This window comes from Bradyrhizobium sp. LM2.9, from assembly GCF_054056555.1.
Window position 1 is genome coordinate 3,609,764 of record NZ_JBSRYJ010000002.1, and the last position, 20,649, is coordinate 3,630,412.

13 protein-coding genes are annotated in these 20,649 nt (G+C 57.7%); 4 read left to right on the forward strand and 9 right to left on the reverse strand.

From position 1 onward, the window contains the following. Window positions 1–8: 8 nt before the first annotated feature. The 6 genes from ACVWW3_RS19115 to rfbC form a co-directional block, all read right to left on the reverse strand. Window positions 9–6,830 (reverse strand): DUF4082 domain-containing protein, encoded by a 6,822-nt coding sequence (locus ACVWW3_RS19115; RefSeq protein ID WP_456649017.1) that lies wholly within the window; start codon window positions 6,828–6,830, stop codon window positions 9–11. Window positions 6,831–6,939: 109 nt separating this feature from the next. Beyond that, entirely contained in the window at window positions 6,940–7,827 is an 888-nt protein-coding gene (rfbA, locus tag ACVWW3_RS19120) for a glucose-1-phosphate thymidylyltransferase RfbA (protein WP_247443997.1), read from the reverse strand. Continuing rightward, window positions 7,736–8,281, reverse strand: a complete 546-nt coding sequence (locus ACVWW3_RS19125; protein WP_456672063.1) for an SDR family oxidoreductase — start codon at window positions 8,279–8,281, stop codon at window positions 7,736–7,738. Before ACVWW3_RS19125 ends, rfbA begins: the two co-directional genes overlap by 92 nt. Continuing rightward, window positions 8,197–8,730, reverse strand: coding sequence for an SDR family oxidoreductase (locus ACVWW3_RS19130; RefSeq protein ID WP_456672064.1), 534 nt, complete (start codon window positions 8,728–8,730; stop codon window positions 8,197–8,199). The genes ACVWW3_RS19125 and ACVWW3_RS19130 overlap by 85 nt, the downstream gene beginning before the upstream one ends. Before the next feature lie 7 nt (window positions 8,731–8,737). After that, window positions 8,738–9,796 carry a dTDP-glucose 4,6-dehydratase gene (gene rfbB, locus ACVWW3_RS19135; protein ID WP_247443999.1) on the reverse strand — a complete coding sequence of 353 codons (1,059 nt, stop codon included), beginning with the start codon at window positions 9,794–9,796 and terminating at the stop codon, window positions 8,738–8,740. A 14-nt stretch (window positions 9,797–9,810) separates the two neighbouring features. Continuing rightward, window positions 9,811–10,368, reverse strand: a complete 558-nt coding sequence (rfbC, locus tag ACVWW3_RS19140; protein ID WP_247444000.1) for a dTDP-4-dehydrorhamnose 3,5-epimerase — start codon at window positions 10,366–10,368, stop codon at window positions 9,811–9,813. A gap of 347 nt (window positions 10,369–10,715) precedes the next feature. On the opposite strand from rfbC, the gene ACVWW3_RS19145 reads away from it, so the two are divergent. The 3 genes from ACVWW3_RS19145 (at window position 10,716) to ACVWW3_RS19155 (ending at window position 16,855) form a co-directional block, all read left to right on the forward strand. Then, window positions 10,716–13,052 carry an AAA family ATPase gene (locus ACVWW3_RS19145; RefSeq protein ID WP_247444001.1) on the forward strand — a complete coding sequence of 779 codons (2,337 nt, stop codon included), beginning with the start codon at window positions 10,716–10,718 and terminating at the stop codon, window positions 13,050–13,052. A 75-nt stretch (window positions 13,053–13,127) separates the two neighbouring features. Further along, the gene (locus ACVWW3_RS19150) at window positions 13,128–13,964 is read left to right on the forward strand and encodes a hypothetical protein (protein WP_456672065.1); all 837 of its coding nucleotides are present in this window, start codon (window positions 13,128–13,130) and stop codon (window positions 13,962–13,964) included. Window positions 13,965–15,385: 1,421 nt separating this feature from the next. Further along, window positions 15,386–16,855, forward strand: a complete 1,470-nt coding sequence (locus tag ACVWW3_RS19155; protein WP_456649015.1) for an exopolysaccharide biosynthesis polyprenyl glycosylphosphotransferase — start codon at window positions 15,386–15,388, stop codon at window positions 16,853–16,855. A 57-nt stretch (window positions 16,856–16,912) separates the two neighbouring features. Here the strand turns inward: ACVWW3_RS19155 and ACVWW3_RS19160 are convergent, their stop codons facing one another. Continuing rightward, on the reverse strand, window positions 16,913–17,281 hold the full coding sequence (locus ACVWW3_RS19160) for an H-NS histone family protein (RefSeq protein ID WP_247444004.1): 369 nt from the start codon (window positions 17,279–17,281) through the stop codon (window positions 16,913–16,915). 723 nt (window positions 17,282–18,004) lie between these two features. On the opposite strand from ACVWW3_RS19160, the gene ACVWW3_RS19165 reads away from it, so the two are divergent. Beyond that, window positions 18,005–18,385 (forward strand): H-NS histone family protein, encoded by a 381-nt coding sequence (locus ACVWW3_RS19165; protein ID WP_247341570.1) that lies wholly within the window; start codon window positions 18,005–18,007, stop codon window positions 18,383–18,385. Window positions 18,386–18,440: 55 nt separating this feature from the next. Here the strand turns inward: ACVWW3_RS19165 and ACVWW3_RS19170 are convergent, their stop codons facing one another. Beyond that, window positions 18,441–19,517, reverse strand: a complete 1,077-nt coding sequence (locus ACVWW3_RS19170; RefSeq protein WP_456649014.1) for a nucleotidyltransferase family protein — start codon at window positions 19,515–19,517, stop codon at window positions 18,441–18,443. Continuing rightward, window positions 19,504–20,634 carry a serine/threonine protein kinase gene (locus tag ACVWW3_RS19175; protein ID WP_456649013.1) on the reverse strand — a complete coding sequence of 377 codons (1,131 nt, stop codon included), beginning with the start codon at window positions 20,632–20,634 and terminating at the stop codon, window positions 19,504–19,506. The genes ACVWW3_RS19170 and ACVWW3_RS19175 overlap by 14 nt, the downstream gene beginning before the upstream one ends. Window positions 20,635–20,649 lie beyond the last annotated feature (15 nt).

Genomic DNA, 20,649 nt, shown 5'->3' on the forward strand with positions numbered 1-20,649 from the left:
TGTGTCTCCTATGCTGCGAGCTGCTGCCTGAAAACCACGTCAACGCCGTAGCTCGTTGCGTTGTAAGTGTTGGTCGGAAACAGGCTATCTGACCCGTACGCAAACACTCCGTTGCCGGCGATCGATGCCGAGGATGGGGCCGTCAGAGGTCCGTTGGTAATTGCGTTGGCGAGGAGGCCCGGATCGGACGCATAATTCCCGGCGGTGTGATAGGAGGCGACATAGGTGGTTCCCGGCATGATCGTCACGGGCGTGGCAAAATTGACCTGCTGCCAGCCGTCGGCTGTTTCACTGGTGAAGGTCGCAGTCGCCAGCAAAGTGCCGGTGCTACTCCAAAGATCCGCAACGTGGGTGCCCGTGTTGGATGGCCCTTTGTAAAAGCGAAGGGCAACAACATCGCCTGGGCTAGACGTCTGGAATTTGACGCCCAGTTCCACTGACTGTGGATCGTTGGCCGCCACAATGCTGGGCTCCTGACTTGCGCTGAACAGGCGCACAGTCGTCGAAGACGCAGCGGTCACATTGAGAGCGACGGATGCACTGGCGATGCCACCATGGCCGTCGGAGATACCATAGTTGAAGGACGCCGGCCCCGTGTAGCCGGTCGTCGGAGTGAAGGTCACGCTATTGCTTTGGGCGTTGAAGCTGGCGTTGCCATTCACACCGCCGCTCGCGCCCGTGATCGTGAGGGTATCGCCATCGGGATCGGTGTCGTTGGCAAGCAGTACCGAGGCCGGAATCCCGAAGGGGACGTTCTGCGTGGCGTAAAGGCCGCTGTCGTTTGCGGCGACCGGCTGTCGATTGGCGCCGCCGCTCGAGCTGTTGAACACGACATCCACCCAGTAGTTGCTTGCGTTATAGCTACTGGTCGGGAACAGATTGGTTGTTCCGTAGGTGTAGACGCCGTTGATGCTCGCAGGAGCCGTGAGTGGACCGTTGGCGCGAGCGGTGGTGAAGTAGTTGGTGCTGGACGCATAATGGCCGTTGCTGTGAAAGCTCGCGACGTAGGTGGTGCCAGCCGCGATGGACACCGGATTGCTGAACGTGACGGTCTGCCAACCGCTGCCGCTCTCGTTGGTGAAAGTTGCGCTCGCAAGTAGCGTGCCGGTGCTGCTCCACAACGAGCCCGTATGAGTGCCGAGGTCATTTGCACTCTTGAAGTACTTGATGCCGGTAATCGTTCCTGCCACGGAGGATGTGAATTGCACTCCGAGGTTGACCTGAGACGTGTCCCCATTGGACCGCAGTGCGGGGGTGTCCGAACCCGAGAACAGGCTCACCGTTGACGGAACTGCCGACACTGCGATATCGAATGTCTCACTGCTCGTGAGATTGCCGAGATCGGCAGCAGAGACCGTAACGCTGAGCGTGCCAACGTTCGCAGACGTCGGCGTGCCGCTAAAGGTGCGGGTCTGAGCATCGAACGTGAGCCAGGCGGGAAGGGCCGAAGTTGCGGCGTAGGTGAGCGCGTCGCCGGCATCGACATCGGTGAAAGTGCCGGCGGGCAGCGTCAGAGAGAACGCGGAACTCACGGTCGCAGCCTGGCTTCCGGTCTGGATCGCCAGCACCGGCGCGTCGTTGGCGCCATGAATGGTGACAGTAAGGGTGGTCGACGATGCGGCGCCGGCGGCGTCCCGCATCGTATAGTTGAAGACATCGCTCAGCGTCTTGCTCGACTGCCGCAGGGCCTGCACGGCCGCATCGTTCTCGTTCACCGTATAGGTGAAGGCACCTGAGGCACTGAGCAAGAGCGTACCGTGTGCGCCCGCGAGAGGCGTATTGAATATCGCGTTGGTCGAGCCGAAGCTGAATGCAGTGACGGTCTTGGTGTCGCCGGAATCGGGATCGATATCGTTGGTTAGCACGTTGCCGATGGCGGGCGAACCGCCAGTGCTGTTGTTCGCGCCGCCCTTCTCGATCGCATCCGCGCCGTCAGCAACCGCGGTTGGCGGCGTATTATTGGCGGCGGTGGAACCGTTGAAGACAACATCGACCCAGTAGTTGGAGGATTTGAAGCTGTTCGTCGGGAACGCGCTTCCGGCTCCGTAAATATAGACTCCGTTGCTGCCGGCCGGTGCCGTCAACTGGCCGTTGGTAAGCGACGTCGCGAAATCGTTCTGGGTACCGGAATAGTTGCCGTTGGTGTGGTAGGACGCGACGAAGGTGGTGCCTGCCGTGATCGCGACAGGGGAGGAGAAGTTGACCTGTTGCCAGCCGCTGGCGGTCTCGCCCGTAAACGTGGCGGTTGCAAGCAGCGTTCCGGTCGAGCTCCAGAGATCCGCAATATGGGGACCGGTATTGAGCGATCCCTTGTAGAAGCGCAGGCCGGTGATCGTCCCGTTCACCGATGCGGTAAACTTGACGCCGACTTCGACCGGGCTGCTATCACCGGAATTGGGAACGCTCGGCGCAGCGCTGGTGCCGAACAGGCTCTGCGCCGAGGCCGGATAATTGACCTTGAGCGACACCTGGCCGGACCCGCTTTGGCCGCTCGTGTCCGTGATCGTGTAGCTGAAACTCGCCGCCCCGGCATAGCTGGCGGTGGGCGTGAAGGTCACGGTCTGGTTCTGCGAATTGTAGCTTACGCTTCCATTGGCCGCGTTGCTGACGCTGGTGAGCGAGAAAGCCAATCCGGACGCGTTGGTATCGTTCGCGAGCAGCGTCGATGCCGCAATGTTCAGCACGCCATTTTGACTAACCGTGAAGCCGCTGTCGGCGTTCGCTTGCGGCGCGCTGGTTGCAGCGGAGCCGTTGAAGACGACATCGACCCAATAGTTCGAGGATTTGTAGGTATTCGTCGGGAACGCGCTTCCGGATCCGTAGGCATAGACTCCGTTGCTGCCGGCCAGAGCCGTCAACTGGCCGTTGACAAGCGACGTCGTGAAATAGTTCTGGGTACCGGAATAATTGCCGTTGGTGTGATAGGACGCGACGTAGGTGGTGCCTGCCGTGATCGCGACCGGGGTGGAGAAGTTGACCTGCTGCCAGCCGCTGGCGGTCTCGTTCGTGAACGTAGCGGTCGCGAGCAAGGTTCCGGTCGAGCTCCAGAGATCCGCAATATGGGGACCGGTATTCAACGATCCCTTGTAGAAGCGCAGGCCCGTGATCGTCCCACTCACGGATGCGGTAAACTTGACGCCAACTTCGATGGGACTGGTATCGCCGCCGTTGGGGACGCTCGGCGCATCATTGGTGCCAAACAGGCTCTGCGCCGAGGCCGGATAATTAACCTTGAGCGACACCTGGCCGGTGCCGGTTTGGCCGCTCGTGTCCGTGATCGTGTAGGTGAAACTCCCCGCCCCGGCATAGCCAGCGGTGGGCGTGAAGGTCACGGTCTGGTTCTGCGAATTGTAGCTTACGCTTCCATCGGCCGCGTTACCGACGCTGGAAATCGAGAAAGCCAGCCCGGACGGGTTGGTGTCGTTCGCGAGCAGCGTTGATGCAGCAATGTTCAGCACACCATTTTGGCTTACCGTGAAGCCGCTGTCTTCGTGAGCTTGCGGCGACGTCGCTCCTGAATCGGTGAAAACGACGTCCACCCAGTAATTCGCGGCGTCGATAGAGGACGTGTTGCTGGGGAAAGTCGGGCTACTGCCGTAGGCATAGACGCCGTTGAGGCTGCTACCGGGCGCGGTGAGCGCACCTTTCGTAATGCCGTCATAGTCGATGAAATAGAAGTCCGTCGAGGAATAGTGGCCGGTGTTGGTGTGATAGGAGGCGACATACGTGACGCCCGCTTGGACATTGACAGGCGTCGCGAAATCAACCTGCTGCCAGCCGCTCGCTGTTTCGTTGCTAAAGGTGGCGCTCGCGAGCAGCGTGCCGTTGGTGGTCCAGAGATCGCCGATGTGAGTGCCGGTATTATCAAGCGCCTTATAGAAGCGAATGCCAGTGATCTTGCCCGACGCGGTAGAAACGAATTTGAGGCCGACTTCAACTGCGCCGGAATCGCCGTTTGAAATCACCGCAGGCGTGTCGGTCGGACTGAAGAGCGTCAGGCTGGAAGACGGCGTGACCGTGTAGATCGTGCCCGTACCAGGTGTTTGCAGGTTCAGGCTGTCGTCGACCGCCCTGGTCTTGAGACTATATGTCCCCTGAGCGCCTGTGACGAACGTATACGACCACGTCACGCTCGCCGCGCCGACATTGCTATTGGCTGGATGCCAGGTCGCTCCACCATCCGTGGAGATTTCGACGCCGGCAATCTTTCCACCCGTGTCAGTGGCCGTCCCCGTCACCGTGATCGATTGGCCCTCGACAACGCTGGTCGCCGAGAGATTGCTGATGGCAGAGGTCGGCGCCGTAGTGTCTGTCGACTGAATCGCGGCCACCAGGTTCGCCTGCAGCGTCGCCGGCTGAATGCCCATGTCGGCGAAGAGGTTGACCATCGCCTGCTGGACATTTGGGTCCACCGGAGTCGCAGGTCCGTCGTGGTCGCTGGCAAGCGCCCACGGCCAGTTGATTGAACCGGCTGAGAATATCAGTGCGCCACTAACGGGATCCCGATGCAGCACGAGGTTGTGGGTCGCCGTGCCTGCTCCGAACGTGTTGCCGTAATCAAGCAGATACTTTCCGTCCACATTGACTGTCGAAGACGAGACACTGACCAACCCCGCCGGACGGAATCCGTTGTCCGGCGCAACGTCCCATTCAACGCCCAATAGGCCGGGTACGAGCGAGGCGGTCTGTCCGGGTGACGTTTGCCCGACAGCCGTATTGCGCCAGAAGCGCAACTGGGTCATCGAGTACGGTATCGTGATCGTATCGTACCGGAATGCGTTGACCGCGAACAATGTACCGGTCAATTCATTCGAGGGAAGAGGAGCACTAAACCGCGGGTCAGAGTAGTTGCCGGTCGCCTGTCCTGATGGATCAATCAGCGCATTTGCGTGCGTATCCTTGTAGCTGATGAGCGTGCGGTTGGCTGTTCCGCTGCCATCGATGCTGGGTGCCAACCTCGTTTTCCAGAAAATTTCGTTGGCTGTGAGAAACGCAAGGTTCACACCAGCGTGCGCTGCGGCCTCTACGTTGGCGCGCTGAGCTTCGGTCCAATACTCGTCATGCCCCGCATCCATGAACACTTTGTGATTGAGCAACAACGAGCCGTTTGTCGCAGCATCGATTCCTGAAATGTAAGAGACATCGTACCCGTTTTGCTCGAGCCACTGAATGGCCGCAAACTCGGCCGTGAACGGGGAGTCTCCCCCTTCGGAAAAGGTTCCGGTGCCGTCACGCGTTACGAGGGGGCGATTGTAACTGACCGCGTAGGCTGATCCGTTGATGCCCGGGCCGTTCCCGAAATAAAGGTTGGCGCCTCCCCAACCGTTGTAAGCTTGCCAATCCTCATCACTTGTCTGCAAGACGATATCGCTGTGCGAAGCGTCGTTCCTTATGACGAACGGGATCTGGAAAATCTGGGTGCCGTTGATGACGCTGGCGATGTAGACGCCCGAGACCGCATCGGTTGGCACGCTCCAGGCGTCGGTTACGCTCCAGTTGCCGGCATCTACGAGGCCAGTCGACGGGTCACTTAACGGAGCGGGTTGGACGACCGAGGCTGCCGCCTGATGCTGCAGACTCGTAACTAGTCTGGCACCATCGCCTCCATAATAGCCTAGGCGGTAAACATCGACGTGGTAATTCGGGTTGCCAGTCAGATTGTTGATCTTGAATTGGACCGTCCCCCCGACATCGGTGCTGATTGCTGTCGCAAACCCTTGGGTCAGAGTCGAATTGTCTCCCGGCTGAATCTGCCAGACACTTTTCGGCGTACCTGGCTTCTGGTTTTCCAGTACGATGGGATTCGTGGGTGGATCGGAGACAATGGTGCCTCCCTGCCCATCGCTTTTAAAATTCCAATTCGAGTCCATCCCCGAGAACAACAAGGCGACGTCGGCCGCACCATTGCTGAAATCAACTACGCTGATATTCGAGCTATTGTCGTAGTGGACGGTCGCCGACATCGACGATGTGAAGGGTAGATCTTTCAGGTCGATCAGGTTCGCTGGCGAAAGCGCTGCCCCCGGCGACGAACCTGCGATCAACCCGTGGAACTTGGCCGACTGATCGAGGACAAGCGTGCCAATTCCCGTGTCGAACGACACGACTATGCCGGAGAACGATCCATTCAAGAAATGCCCGGAAACCGAACCTTCAATCTCAAGGATCGCCTTGTCTGAAATTTCGAAAGATCCTGTGCCGGTGACGTCGCCCTTAAGCTTCCCTGTAGCAATACCATCGCCAGGGAACGACCCTGCTTTGACGGCCCCGTTGTTCACTACATCGCCTTCGACGATAAAGGGCGATCCGACACCAAACGAAAGCGTCGCGCCTGCATCAACGACCAGACTCTTAATATCAACGCTGGACGCGCTGGTGACGACATACGCTCCTGCCGCATCGAGGACCGCAGAGTCAAAGATCGTCGGGACGCCGGCACTCCAATTCGTAGCAATATCCCAGACTCCACTGCTGGAATTGGTCCATCGCGTGGTGCTCGGGGCCGAAATCGATGACGATGTCGGCGACGTCCGTTCGTTTGCTGCAAATGGGAACGTCGGACTGTGATAGCGGCTCGTCAAAGACGTCGACGACAGCAGATCAGACAATCGCGTTTGGAAGGGCGCAGAGAAAAGATGGCGCGGAATGGATGGCCCGCTTGCTGGCGGATGAGCAAACAGCGGGATCCAAAGGCCGGGCGGATCGGAGTCCTCGAATGCATTCCACAACGGCGATTCCCGCCAAAATACATTCAAACCCGCGGGAATATCTTCCGCTGGAAAAACGGCCCGGGCTCCCCGACCAAAGGCGCTCGCCTTTTGAATAAGCATCGCCAATCCGATTAAACAAATAACCCTCAGACATTTAATTATATTTTTAACCGCAGGTCAATTCAATGCGCGCGCGTTTAAAACAAATATAGTTATCGACCAAGGAGCGCTATTTCGAAGCAAAATGCGTCAGCCGAGTGATTTCGTTCAGATATTTGCCGTAACCGCTCTTCTCCAACGGTTGCGCCAGCGCGAGAAGTTGATCACGATTGATGAAGCCGAGTCTAAAGGCAACCTCCTCGAGACAGGCAACCTTCATTCCCTGCCGCTTTTCAAGGGTCTGCACGAACATCCCGGCATCGATAAGAGACTCGACCGTGCCGGTATCCAGCCAGGCAAACCCCCGCCCCATGCGCTCAACGTGCAGCGCGCTGGCTGAAAGGTAGCGCATCTGAAGATCGGTAATCTCGAGCTCTCCCCGCGACGATGGCTCGACGCGACGGGCGTAGCGGACAACGCGATTATCGAAAAAATAAAGCCCTGTAATCGCCCAATTCGAAGGTGGCCGTCTGGGCTTCTCCTCGATCGATACTGGGCGGTCCGCCTCGTCAAACGCGACGACGCCATATCGTTCTGGGTCCCGCACGTGATAAGCGAAAACCGTTGCGCCTTCCTCACGGCCTGCCGCCCTGGCAAGCAATTCGCTCAAGCCATCGCCGAAGAAGATATTGTCCCCAAGCACCATCGCCACCCGATCGTTTCCGATGAAATCGGCACCAACGATGAAGGCGTCCGCGAGACCGGCGGGGCGGGTTTGTTCCGCGTAGCTGAGCCGAATGCCCCATTGACTGCCGTCCCCCAGCAACCGCTCGAACTGACACCTGTCTGAAGGCGTGGTGATAATCAGAATTTCGCGAATTCCTGCCAACATCAGCGTCGACAGGGGATAATAGATCATCGGCTTGTCATAGATCGGGAGCAACTGCTTGCTGACCACGTGCGTGATCGGATAGAGGCGCGTTCCGCTGCCGCCAGCCAGCACGATTCCCTTGAGCATCGGTTTCTCCTTCTCCAACCAGCCGGTCGAGACAGACTTCGAGTGAGTGGCGCCAAGGGGCCAATCGAATCCCGAACACACGTTCGGCCTTAGATGAGTCCAGGCACGAGTTCCGTGGCCGACGCGCAGCGGTGGGAAACTCTTCGGTGGTGATCGCTTCGAGCGCCGGAATTCGCGCTCCACGACGGGAAAGCTCGTAGAAGATTGCCTGCGCAAAGTCGTGCCAGCTTGTCTCACCTTGACCGGCGAGATGAAAAATACCGGCCGTGGCCCTGCGATCGGCCGTTACCGACCGTTCTGCGATCCGAAGGACGGCTTCCGCAAGGTCCAATGCTGAGGTCGGATTTCCATGTTGATCCCGAACAACCCTTACAATGGGCTGCGTCTCACATAGCCGCAGCATCGTATCGTTCGAACGAAGTTGCTGCCATAAGGGCTGTAAAGCCACGAGCATCTGATCACGGTCGCGAGCGGATGCGTGGCCAATACGGCAGCTTCGCCGGCAAGCTTCGACGCGCCGTAGACATTCAACGGCGCGGGGATGTCGCTTTCGTCATACGCATCCGGTTTCGCGCCGTCGAACACATAGTCGGTCGAGAGATGGATGAGTGGCACGCTCATCTGCCAAGCGACATTTGCTAGCGTCGCCGCGCCATCGCGGTTGATGCTAAACACTTTCGCTGCTTCAGATTCGGCCTTGTCAACCGCCGTATAAGCGGCCGCATTGATGATTGCAGACGGCGCGATCGAAGCGATGAGCTTGTCGATTCCTTCGCGGTTCTCCAGATCAAGTTCTCGGTGCCCGAGAGCCACAGCAGGCAGACCGCGCATTGCGGCGAGATCACGTAGGCACTTTGCCAACTGACCATTCCGCCCGGCAATGAGGATGGGTCGATCCGTCATCTTCACCTCAATGTTGGACCGCGAGGAGACCCAGACGCGAGCCGTCATAGACACCGCAGCGAGCACGCTCCCACCATGCACGGTTTTTGAGATACCATCCGACCGTTTCGGCCAGGCCCTGTTCGAAGGTTCTCGTCGGCTCCCATCCAAGTTCGCGATGTGCCTTCGACGCGTCGACGGCATAGCGCGAATCATGTCCCGGACGATCCGGCACGAAAGCAATGAGAGATCGTCTCACTCCCGCGCCCGGAGATAACCGATCCAGCACATCACAAATCCGGGTGACCACTTCCAGGTTGGATCGCTGGCTGTCTCCGCCGAAATTGTATTTCTCACCCGGTCTCCCCTCGTACAGAAGTCTTATCAAGCCGGCGGCATGATCATCGACGTGAAGCCAGTCGCGAATATTCCCGCCGTCGCCATAGACCGGTAGTGGCTTCCGGTCGATCGCATTGAGGATCGTCAACGGGATGAGCTTTTCCGGGAACTGGTACGGTCCGTAATTGTTCGAACAATTCGACACGATGACCGGCAGTCCGTAGGTTCTGAACCACGCGAGCGCGAGGTGGTCCGAGGCCGCCTTGCTCGCCGAATACGGCGAACTCGGCCTGTAGGGCGCGTCCTCGCGAAACAAGTCCTCCGGCCCCAATGAACCGTAGACTTCGTCTGTCGATACGTGGATGAAGCGGAACTGCTTCCGCCGCGGAAGCGGCAGACGTTCGTAGTAAATCCTGGCCGCCTCCAACAGCGTGTAGGTGCCAACTATGTTGGTGCTGACGAACGCCTCGGGCCCGGCGATCGAACGGTCGACGTGGCTTTCGGCGGCCAGATGTATGATCGCATCCGGCTCGTAGTCGGCGAACGCGAGATCCATAACCTGTCGATCGCAGATGTCGGACTGCAGGAACGCATAGGACCCCAGCCCCTCGATGCTCGCCAGCGAAGCCAGGTCGGCTGCGTATGTCAACTTGTCGACGTTGATCACTGCGGCACCGGTCTGCAGCACCAAGCGGCGACACACCGCAGAGCCGATAAAGCCCGCTCCGCCGGTCACCAAGATACGCATCTTACTCATCTCCGCTATTCGAAAACGCAAGCTACTTGGCTGAGCGCAGGAAGGGTCTGGTCCTTTGGCGATATCTGAGCCTCTGAGGTTGTCACCGGCCACTTGATTGCTAATGCGGGATCAGCCCAATAGACGCCGCAGTCATGGCTCGGCGCGTAGACCTGGTCGACTTTGTACAAGACGACGGTCTTGGGCTGCAGCGTACAGAAACCATGCGCGAATCCCTTCGGAATGAACAACTGCTCACCGCTTTCGCTATCCAACTGGATGGCGACGTGCTTCCCGAAGTTGGGCGATGAACGCCGGAGATCAACGGCAATATCCAGAATGGCCCCGTTCAACACCCGTATGAGCTTGGCCTGGGCGAAGGGCGGTCGCTGGAAATGCAAGCCGCGCACTGTGCCGATCCGATCTGAGCTGGACTGATTATCCTGAACGAAGTCATGGAGGATCCCCTTTTCAGCAAAAGCTGATCGCCGAAAGGTCTCACAGAAGTAGCCGCGGGCATCGGAGAACCGATCTGTTCGAATTACTTTGACATCAGGGATAGCCAAGGATCGCAGTTCCAGCATTGGGCACCCTCCTTACCGGCCCTCATTTTCCCATTGGGGGTTTGTTGCGACAGACCCTACTCCGCAATGGAATTATTATCCGTGCGCCTATCGGTCTCGAAAGCTCACATTATTCTTGCTCCAAATACAGACTGATCGTAATGCCCATAAAAGTCTTCTAATTTGCCAATGGCGGGCCGAAGCGGCAGGTCCATATTCATTTTTATTTATTTCATTTAATAGATGTTCATTTAATTTGGCAAGTAGATTTTTATATGCATATACTCCCTCGCCGTCCGTTCGTCCCCCATAAACCTCGGTCTGCGGGCGGGCGGCCCTAATGTGCCCCACTGTCGGACAGGTACGCGATGCTCCAGAACAATCTTCGACACGCGGATAGACTGCGGATTCCGGTGACCGGGCTGGCCCAACCCGTTCAGACAGAAGGCGGAGGGATCAACGACGTCATCAATTTCGGCATCGGGCTTCTCCGACGCCAATATCTCGTGATTCTTGTCACCGCTGGACTCGTAACTGCAGCCAGCCTGCTCTACCTCCGGTTGGCGCCTCCAACCTATACGGCGCAGGTTCAGATCCTGTTGGCCAATCCAAGGCCCCAGTTTATTCAGCAGCAATCTATTCTCGCCGAGCCGGCCTTCGATCTTAATCAAATCGAGACCCAGCTTCAGCTCCTGAGATCAAAGGCCACCGCAGTTGCGGTAATCGACCAATTGAAACTGGTGGACACTCCAGACTTCAATGCGTCAGGGCTATCTCTGCAGCCGCTCTGGCAGCGAATTCGGTCTTGGGCCTCGCCTGGATCGAAGAAAGACGCGCCGTCCGATACGCAGGCCGGGCCATCTGACACTATCGTTGACGCATTTCTGAATCGGCTTTCAGCGGGGCGTGTCGGGTACAGCAACGTCATTGAGATCAGTTTCAATTCGAGCAGCGCAGCCAGAGCAGCGGAAATCGTCAACGCAGTAGCCAACACTTATGTTGCGGATCAGCTCAATGCAAAGTTCGATGCCAATCGCAGGGCAACAAGCTGGCTGCAGGAGAGGCTGCGCGATCTTGGCGACCAAGCTCTCACTGCACAACGTGCCGTCGACGTCTACAAGGCCCAGAACAATATCGTTTCTTTGGACGGAAAGCCCATCAACGAGCAGCAGATCACAGAAATCAACAATCGATTGGCTGCCGCGCGCGCCCAGACCTCAGAGGCCACGGCCAAGTTGGCTCGCTATGAAGCTCTTCTTGCCTCCGATCCGACAAAGCCGTCCTCGATGGGCAATCTGGATGCTATCGGCGCCGATGCGACAAACAGCCAGATCATTACGGGGCTGCGCCAGCAGTATCTGGAACTCCTGAGACGTGAGGCCGAGTTGACGGCCAGGGTGGGTCGCGACCACTTAGCAGTCGTCAATATCCGGAACCGCGCGCGGGAGTTTCGCGTCTCTATTTTCGACGAAGTCAAGAGACTTGCCGAAGTCAGCCGAAGCGAATTCGAATTCGCCAAGCAACGTCAGCAAGAGATCGAAAACCAACTGTCCAAGGCGGTTTCGCAATCCCGTTCAGTCAACTCTGCTGAACTGACTATCAAGGACTTGGAAAGCCGGGCAAAGGGCTTGCGTAGCTTGTACGAGACCTTCCTGCAGCGTTACATGGGCTCCGCACAGCAGGAGACATTCCCAATCTCCGAAACCCGGCTACTTTTCCCCGCTTCGCCGCCACCGAGCAAGAGCAAGCCAAAGTCAAAGCTGGTGCTGGCGCTCGGCATCCTCGGCGGTCTCGCGCTGGGTGTCGGCTTGGCGCTCCTCCGAGACATCATGGACCGCGTCTTTCGTACCTCTTCACAAGTGGAAAGTGTGTTGGAATTGCCTTGCCTGTCTTTGGTCCCATTGTTGCCGGCCCGCAAATTTCCGAAGCTACCAGTTCGACCCCAGCAAACCCACGATGATGTTCAGCAACAGATAGCTTCGTCTCCAACCGCAATTCATCGAACCGTGATCGGGATGCCGCTATCTCGATATACCGAGGCAATCCGTTCCATCAAGCTGGCCATCGACCACAATCCGGCGAAAATCTCCTCCCAGGTCATCGGCATTACCTCGGCCCTGCCGAATGAGGGGAAGACCACGATTGCAGCCTCGCTCGCGCAATTGATCGGGCACACCGGCAAGAGAGCCATCATCGTCGATTGCGACCTCAGGAATCCGTCACTGTCTGCTACATTTGCGCCGAAAGCTGTCGGCGGAATCGTCGAAGTTGCAAATGGCAGCCGCTCCCTCGAGGAGACTATTTGGCGGGATCCTACGACCAATCTTGCATTTCTACCCGCCGTGCGGCGAGGGCCTCTGCTTCACACCAGCGAGATTCTTTGCGCCGACGCGATGAGCAAACTGTTCGACCGCTTGCGAGCTGAATATGACTACGTCATCGTCGACCTTCCTCCACTGACGCCCTTGGTCGATGTTCGAGTCACTTCATCGCTCATAGACTGCTATATCCTAGTTGTTGAATGGGGCCGCACCAGAATAGATGTCGTCCAGCACGCACTGCACACGGCACCCAACATTCACGAATCGCTGATCGGAGCAGTTCTCAGCAAAACGGATACCAAGGCCATGGCTCGATACGACGGCCATCAGAGCTACTACTATCATGATAGCCACTACATCCATTATGGGCTTTCCGGGTCTTGAGGCTGTCTCGTAGTGGCCTTCCCGTTCTCCGCCTAGCGGATCAGTGGAGTGGCCGCGCGACAAGGTGGTGTTTAAATGATTATCCGGCTGGTCATGTTAGCCGAGTTAGGGGCGATCACCGCGGCGCTCACATTGCCGGAAAGCCTACAGAGCTTGGGATTGGCATCGTTCATACTTGCAACAGCCGCGTTCGTTGTGGCGATCTTTCCGTCATCCGCCCCCCTCGGGCTCGCCAAGCTGCTCCGACCTAATCTCGTCGTTGTACTCGCGGCGCCGGCGCTCTGGATGGCGTTACAGGCGGTGCCGATGCCCGTGGACACGCTCGGCAATCCCATCTGGGCAACTGCTTCGGCGGCCTTAAACGAGCCCCTCTCCGAAATGATTACAGTCGATATTGGTGCGACTATGCTCTCGCTCGCGCAGTATTGCGCTGTGCTCGCCGCGGCCTTCGTCACTGCGGTCGTCACGCTTGACCGATATCGCGCAGCGCAAGTCCTGCATATCCTACTGTCGGTAACCACTATTGCGACAGCCATGTGGTTCGGTAAGGAAGCACGTGCTGTCGCTGGCCCCGATGGCTCAACCGTCGCTGTGCTTGGCGTCTTGCTCGCCTGCGCGACGGCAATACGCGCAGTGGATCAATTGCGGCGGCACAGTCGGCCAGGAAAAGTCGCGCCGGCCCCCGCTCCCTGCTCTGTCCGCCGCGATCATCGCAATGATTGTGTGCATGACCGCGCTGCTCATTCGGACCAACTCGGCCGCCGTCATTGCCGCCCTCCTTGGATCAGGAACTTTGGTCTCGGTGTTCAGTATTCGGAGGTGGTATTTGGGCTTGTGGGGGACCGCTGGTGTTCTCGCAACTGCCGCAATACTCTTTATTGCCGGCGCAACGGTCATTCCATTCAGGACTAACACCGATGTGACGATCGCGTTGTCAACGAGCAGCCAGATCGCGACAGAACGGATGCTACAGGACGTCAGGCCGGCGGGATCCGGTGCCGGCGCTTCGACGGTCCTCTTGCCTCTTTATCGGGACGTCGATATCGGCGCCCCGCGAGAAAGGTCAACGGCTGCCGCTGCAATCGTTATCGACATGGGGTGGGCATTCCTTTGCGGCCTCGTAGTGATAGCAATGCTCAGCGCTTGTATTCTGTTCAGGCGTTCTCTGTCACGAGGTCACGATTACGTATATCCAGCCTTGGGCGCCGGCGCTTCGATTGCACTGCCAATACTAGCGTTTTCCGACCATGGAATTCTGGGTCTGGGCGCATCGCTCCTGGTCGCAGCGCTTTTTGGGCTAGCGTTCGGCCAGAGCGTACCCGGTGTGGGCCGCGAGGCCTTAATCGTGGGATCGAAAGAGGCCTCCGATTGGATGGCCGGTCCCGTTCCGGCATCTCGTCCAAGGCTCGTCTCAGCGCTTGTCACCATTTGGCCGCGCGTTGCCCTGATGGTGCTTGGAATAGTGCTGATCATGCAGACAATATGGATGGTTCTCCCCACGTGGTATCTCGCTGGTCAGTCTTCTTTGTCGGCAGCTGTTTCGGCCGCAGCGGCATGGCCAAACGGGATCTCGAAGCCAGTTTCGGTTGCGGCCGCGCGCGAAGACTTTCGAATCCAAGGGGAATCGCGATCCCGCGGGGAGCCAGTTCTCGCCGCGGACGAGCAAAAGGCCAAACTTCCGGCGGCGTCGAGTTCTTTGGTCCGGTCATTGCGCTCTTCGCCGCTTCACGGCGACATTTGGCTCATGCTCGCGGCGTCGAAGCAGAATTCGTCCCAGTCCAGCACGGCAGCCATGCTCAAGATGTCGTACTATACTGCGCCGAACGATTTGGATCTGCTGCCGCTAAGGCTATCGGTCGCGCTCGCTACAGATGCTGTGGTACGGGAGCTTGAATTTCGGGACTTGATCAAGCGGGACGTCAGCCTCGTCGTTACGCGTGGATCTGCTATCAGACCAGCGCTTGTGACCGCGTACCGGTCAGCCTCAACCGAGGGGAAGATCTATCTCGAGAGCCTAATTTCGGAGCTGGATCCGACGTACCTCGACAACATGCGCGCGCCGCGTTCTCGTCAGGGTTCTCGATAGAATCCTCTGGCTCCGTGGCGACGGCTTGGAAGCCTTACTTCTGCGACAAAACGCTCCGCGAGTGAAACTGCGGCTCCAGGACCCGGGTACGGAGCCCACCCGACTGGGTTGCGAGTTCCGGCGCCGGAAGAATTTCCGCCACGGACCATGACTTCGAGCAAATTTAAATCACACGAACCGCCATTTCATACTTGATAAATCCCATAGATTAATAATAAATTAAATAGTTAATCTAGAGTGTCCGACAATGAATTTCGTGAACCGACATTTCCCCGATCAAGATGAGACGGATTGTGTCAGTCCCGGGCCAGCGGTACCCCGCCAGCATAACTGGCCCCTCCGATACGACTCGATCGAATACGTGGCGCTCTGTGCGGATGTTGCCACCATTCTATTCGCAAGCCTCGTTTCTAGGTTGCTGCACCAAATTCAAAATGCGCAGGCTGCAGGTGACTTGAGTAACGCACTTTGCCTGGCACTAGTCAGCTCAGCTTGTCTCGTTTGCCTGTTGAAGACCCATGGCCTTTATCGGCCAGTTGAGCTCCTCGTCCTCCGAAATCAGATACGCGCCCTTTGTTTGGCGTGGACGTCATTGTTGCTCTTGATTTGGGCCGTGTACGGCTTTGCGATTGGTCCGGGCTCTTCTCAAGAAGCAGGCTCACTCTTCGCTGTCATCGGCCTAGGCTTGCTTGTTGCCGAACGGTGGGGTGTCAGGACACTTCTCGGTAGAGGCCTGAGCGGTAGAAAATTTGCTAGCACGAACATCGCTTTGATCAGCGATCAACCGCTATCGGAAAATGCCGGGTTGTCTGAAACGTTGGCAATGCACGGCTACTGCGTCAAGGGAAGGTTCAGCTTGCCTCCGATTGGCTTCGGTCCCGCCAGTAGAAGGCGGCTCGCCAGCCGCGTGATTGACTACATTCGCAGTTCCCAGCTCGACCAAGTCGTGGTGGAAGCTAACCCGGAACGATGGCCCGAACTTCGGGCCTTGGTTGCCGATTTGCGGGTATTGCCTTTCCCGATCATGTTCGTGCCGGTCGGCACAACATCCGAGTTGCTTCGACATCCTACGCGGAGTCTTGGAAGTGCCGTTTGTGTAGAACTTCAGCGCGGTCCCCTCACGCCCATCGAATGCGCGACGAAGCGAACCATTGATCTTGTTGGCGCAGGACTCGCCTTGACGATATTTGCACCGCTCCTCGCGCTGGCTACGGCGGCGATCAAGCTGGATTCTCCTGGCCCTGTATTCTTTCGACAACAACGCTGCGGCTTTAACGGCCGGACCTTCTTGATCCGCAAATTTCGGACGATGCATGTGCTCGAGGACGGGCCTGTGATCCTTCAGGCCAACCGCGCCGATCGACGCGTTACCCGCGTCGGCAAATGGCTGCGCCGGACAAGCTTCGACGAACTGCCACAGCTGCTGAATGTACTCGACGGCAGCATGTCACTGGTGGGCCCTCGTCCTCATGCCTTGGCTCACGACGGAGAATTTGACAAGCTGGTGCGCAACTATGCCCTTCGCCGCAGGGTCAGGCCGGGATTGACCGGGTGGGCTCAAGTCCACGGCTGCCGCGGCCCGACTCCCACAGCGGTCATGGTCGAAACACGTGTGCAATATGATCTCTGGTACATCGACAACTGGAGCCCTCGGTTGGATCTCGCAATCTTGCTGCGAACCCCCGTGGAGGTGCTGCGTGGCCGCAATGCCTACTAGGCGCACAGATTTATGTGGCTGCGCCGGCTAGCTTGCCGCCGATCATTGCCGATCCGGTCAGCCCCGCTGACGAAGCTTAGGACCCGCTTCGCCTATGCGAAAGTCCTCGACCCTTCGACCAGACTTCACTGCTGCAACCAACCACCGCGGCCGCTTCCCGCGCCCTGACCAGGTCTCGGATGTCTGTGGATTCCGATACTTCGGCAGGACTCGCGGATATTTACGCCTCTGCTTGCCGGTCGTAGACGCGCCTGCGCCACGGGAGTCCGCTAGAACAGCCATCCCGCCCCCGAGAGCTGCTAAGCGCTTTTCCAGTTCGTGCTTCTCCGCTTTGATCCGCTCAGACAACATCCCGCTAATTTCCTCATGAAGCGACCAGAGATCGTCAAGAGACATGGATTCTAGTTCGAGTTTCTTAGCCGACATGGGCTCACCTTTTAGTTGCGATCATCTAATATTGGCCCGATTGACATTAATCAAGACAAAGGGCCAAATTATCCCCACAAAATGCGCGGAACCGACTGGAACCTTCGTTCCAGATAGCTGCGTCTCGGTTATTAATCAAGTCTGGAAGATGAGTGATCCGCAGAATTTAACCGCGGAGAAGTAATTTCACGCGCCCAGCGCAGGGCCGCGGAACACATCAAACGTCAAACCGGACCTGGGGATGAGATCAAGCCGGCCGCGTGAACAACTTTCCGCGCCGCAGCCTCAAGAAGGACGCTTGACGCGCGGAGGCGCCCTTCCTTCGTCTGGGCATCCTTATTACCGTACGGTCGTCCCATACCCGCAGACGGCAGCGAATAACTTCGATATCCCGCAGTGCACGCTGCCTGAGCTCGATTTGGGCCATCAGAGCCTGGATGTCCGAAAATGAAGCCGAGGGAACAATAAACCGGCTGACTGAATCTTGAAGACGTTCAAGAGGAAGTTCGATCAAGACTACTCCTCCATCCGCAATTTCTTTGCTTGTCGAAAGCATTAATAAATAATCGTCGCAATAATTATTAAATCATATATAATAATTTTATTGTCAGGTCAATTCCGGTGCTGACTTCGTCAATCGTTCATTCGCGGCTCGGGTCACGATACTCGAATGTAGAAGATGATAGATGGACAACCAGTCAGTCGAACGGTGACGAGAATGCTATGCGCAAGCAGGATCTCGAAGCTATGGATTTTGAGGAACTTTGGCTTCTCCACGAGGAGCTGACCAAGATTCTTGCTGAAAAGATAACCGCCGAGAAGCGGGAACTGGAAAAACGTCTTGCGCAACTCAACCAACCCGAGCAATTGGGCCAAGCTGGAAGCGGGGCGGCGGAGACGAGCCAACCCCCGCGCCGCAAATATCCCAAGGTCGTGCCCAAATACTACAACCCGCTGCAGCCGACAGAGACTTGGTCAGGACGTGGCAAACAGCCTCGCTGGCTGGTAGCCGCCCTCCAATCAGGCCACACGCTGGAGGAGTTCAGAGTCCGCGAGACCGGCGAATCGTCAGATCGTAACGCTCATGATCGAGAGCACTCCTGACCCGGCTTGTGATCGCACAATTCTACCGCTGATCTGTCAGACGTCGCTGTCGACCCTAGACTTTTCCCGCACGAGCCACGGTAGCCGCCTTCCACAGAAACTGTAAGGTGTCCGCTCTCGGCATCGACCACAATCCACGGCGCGCGCTGGTTTGCGCGTGATCAACGGTCGCCTCCCGCCGGTAGTTCCTGAGGTCCAGGACCGTCATTGCCAGGAGGGGCAGACGTGAGGCCGGAAAGCGCGCTTGCATCAATTGACGAATAAGCTGTAGGCGCGGAATTAGTCGGGAGCGCAGCGCGTGCGGAATCTCGACTCCAAGCAGCGCAGCGAGAGCGACCAGCTGAGTTTCGACCGCATTCCTCGTCAACTCGCCGGAGACATGAGAGGCAAGCTCATTCCAGTCGAGCCCCCCAGTGGAGCTGTTCAGATCACGCAATTCAACCAAATGCCGCAGATCCATGTCGCCAAGCCAATAACCATAGTCTTGAAATTGATCATGGATGATCAACATGAGCGCTCGGTACGTGGGCGTCGGAATTCGCACGCTCCCCCGCCCTAGCGGCGCAGAAACGCAATGGTTCAGAGCATGTCCGGCGCTACGATAGGCGTACGCGGGGCCTGGGACGGCCCGCTGAAGATCGATAGCGCCGGCATCTGTCGACCGAATCAGCTCTACAAACCATCTCCGGCTTTCGGGACGAGCCTGATCATGAATTTGATAGCCAATTGCTCGAAGTGCAGCGACCGCTCTTTCAACTTCGTCCGGCATAACCATGAGATCGAGGTCGGACATCAGCCGAACTCCGCGCCGCTCGTCAGCCGCGGTGGCTAGCGTCGCCGCCCCCTTGAGCAGCACTGGCGTAACTCCCCGGTTATTCATCGCAACGACGGCTTCTTCCAATTGACCCGCCAACCGGTCGTTGCGCAGTACGTTTCGGTGATAGATCTGTCGGATATACGCGCAGACGTCGTCCGGCAACACCGATGCAAATTGATCGACGAAGTCAATAAGCGCGGGCGTCGTCAACGTCTGGTTTGCGAGGCCGATTACGGACGTCCACTCCACATCGGCAGGCGGCAAACCTCGAAGGCAATTACAGAGGCTCGTCAGTGCCGCACTATGCTTTGCCATTGCACAAGTCCATCAGCAGCGCCCGGGCCTCTCCCGACTGGGAGTAGGTAAGCTGAAACGATCGCGCGCCGGCAACAATCCGCTTCAAAGCAAAAAACCCGGCCTGCGACAGCCTTCCGTCGGCGGCAAATGCGCCGTCAATGAGCCGCTTCATCGAATCCAGCTGATCCAGCGATACCAGCTCGGCCGTGCCGCTCGCAACCCGGTTCAAAAAAATGATCCAACTCGCAGAAAGGCTTCCAATGTGCGTGTTCCGAATTGGCAAGTATCGCACCTGAGCGCCGTCGGCCCTGCAATGCGTGACGCCGTCCCAACTGCTATGCAACAGCGACAACAACTCCCATGACCCTTCCTTGAGAGTGAGAGCAAATGGAAATCCACAGACCGCGCCATCATCGCCAATCAGCGCAACATCGTCACCGGCATACTGAAATCCTGCGTCCACCAATTGCAGTGTAAGCGTCGACTTGCCGGCTCCCGGCTGGCCGCACAACAGCAAGCCAGTCCCGCAATTCGCAAGAGACGCGGCATGGAGGGCGAAGCCCCATCGATCGCTTCGAATAAGCCGCTCGGTCAAGTACGCTTTGACTGTAGGTGCAAGTGCTTCGATTTCACATCTGTGGACGCCCCCGTCAATTCCTCGGAAGAACACTCGATCGTCCAGCAGCATCGCCTCGATTGCGATATCGTTTTCGCCATCCTCGTTGTCCAGGATGCAAAATAGTGAAACCAACCGCTGCAAGAGCTCCCGATTGTCAGCCCGGACACTGATACGATGCCGCCCTAAAATAGCTGAGAAGGCACAACTGGCCGAGATTTGCCAATCGACGTCGAGCAGCCCTTGATCTGTCCAAGCGTCTATAGCCTGCCACGTGAACCGGCGCGCAGCGTGCTCAACAATGTCCAGCTCTCCGAGCTCCCGATAAACGGTTGCCAAAGAAGCGCCTTCTGCCAACTTGCACCAGATAAATGCACCCAGCTGGTCCAGCTGATAGATGTTCTGCCTTGTCTCACTAAATAGCACCGGTCGGCCATCCAGCAGTGCGAAGACTGCATCCACAGCTGGCCTCAAGACAACTTTTTCTGATGATTTTTCGAGCACGGCTCCAGCCAACATGAACAGTATTCAATC

Bases quoted from the DNA above. Each gene is read 5' to 3' on its own strand.
- ACVWW3_RS19115 (WP_456649017.1), bottom strand. From the start codon at position 6,830: ATGCTTATTCAAAAGGCGAGCGCCTTTGGTCGGGGAGCCCGGGCCGTT.
- rfbA (WP_247443997.1), bottom strand. From the start codon at position 7,827: ATGCTCAAGGGAATCGTGCTGGCTGGCGGCAGCGGAACGCGCCTCTAT.
- ACVWW3_RS19125 (WP_456672063.1), bottom strand. From the start codon at position 8,281: ATGCTCGTGGCTTTACAGCCCTTATGGCAGCAACTTCGTTCGAACGAT.
- ACVWW3_RS19130 (WP_456672064.1), bottom strand. From the start codon at position 8,730: ATGACGGATCGACCCATCCTCATTGCCGGGCGGAATGGTCAGTTGGCA.
- rfbB (WP_247443999.1), bottom strand. From the start codon at position 9,796: ATGCGTATCTTGGTGACCGGCGGAGCGGGCTTTATCGGCTCTGCGGTG.
- rfbC (WP_247444000.1), bottom strand. From the start codon at position 10,368: ATGCTGGAACTGCGATCCTTGGCTATCCCTGATGTCAAAGTAATTCGA.
- ACVWW3_RS19145 (WP_247444001.1), top strand. From the start codon at position 10,716: ATGCTCCAGAACAATCTTCGACACGCGGATAGACTGCGGATTCCGGTG.
- ACVWW3_RS19150 (WP_456672065.1), top strand. From the start codon at position 13,128: ATGATTATCCGGCTGGTCATGTTAGCCGAGTTAGGGGCGATCACCGCG.
- ACVWW3_RS19155 (WP_456649015.1), top strand. From the start codon at position 15,386: ATGAATTTCGTGAACCGACATTTCCCCGATCAAGATGAGACGGATTGT.
- ACVWW3_RS19160 (WP_247444004.1), bottom strand. From the start codon at position 17,281: ATGTCGGCTAAGAAACTCGAACTAGAATCCATGTCTCTTGACGATCTC.
- ACVWW3_RS19165 (WP_247341570.1), top strand. From the start codon at position 18,005: ATGCGCAAGCAGGATCTCGAAGCTATGGATTTTGAGGAACTTTGGCTT.
- ACVWW3_RS19170 (WP_456649014.1), bottom strand. From the start codon at position 19,517: ATGGCAAAGCATAGTGCGGCACTGACGAGCCTCTGTAATTGCCTTCGA.
- ACVWW3_RS19175 (WP_456649013.1), bottom strand. From the start codon at position 20,634: ATGTTGGCTGGAGCCGTGCTCGAAAAATCATCAGAAAAAGTTGTCTTG.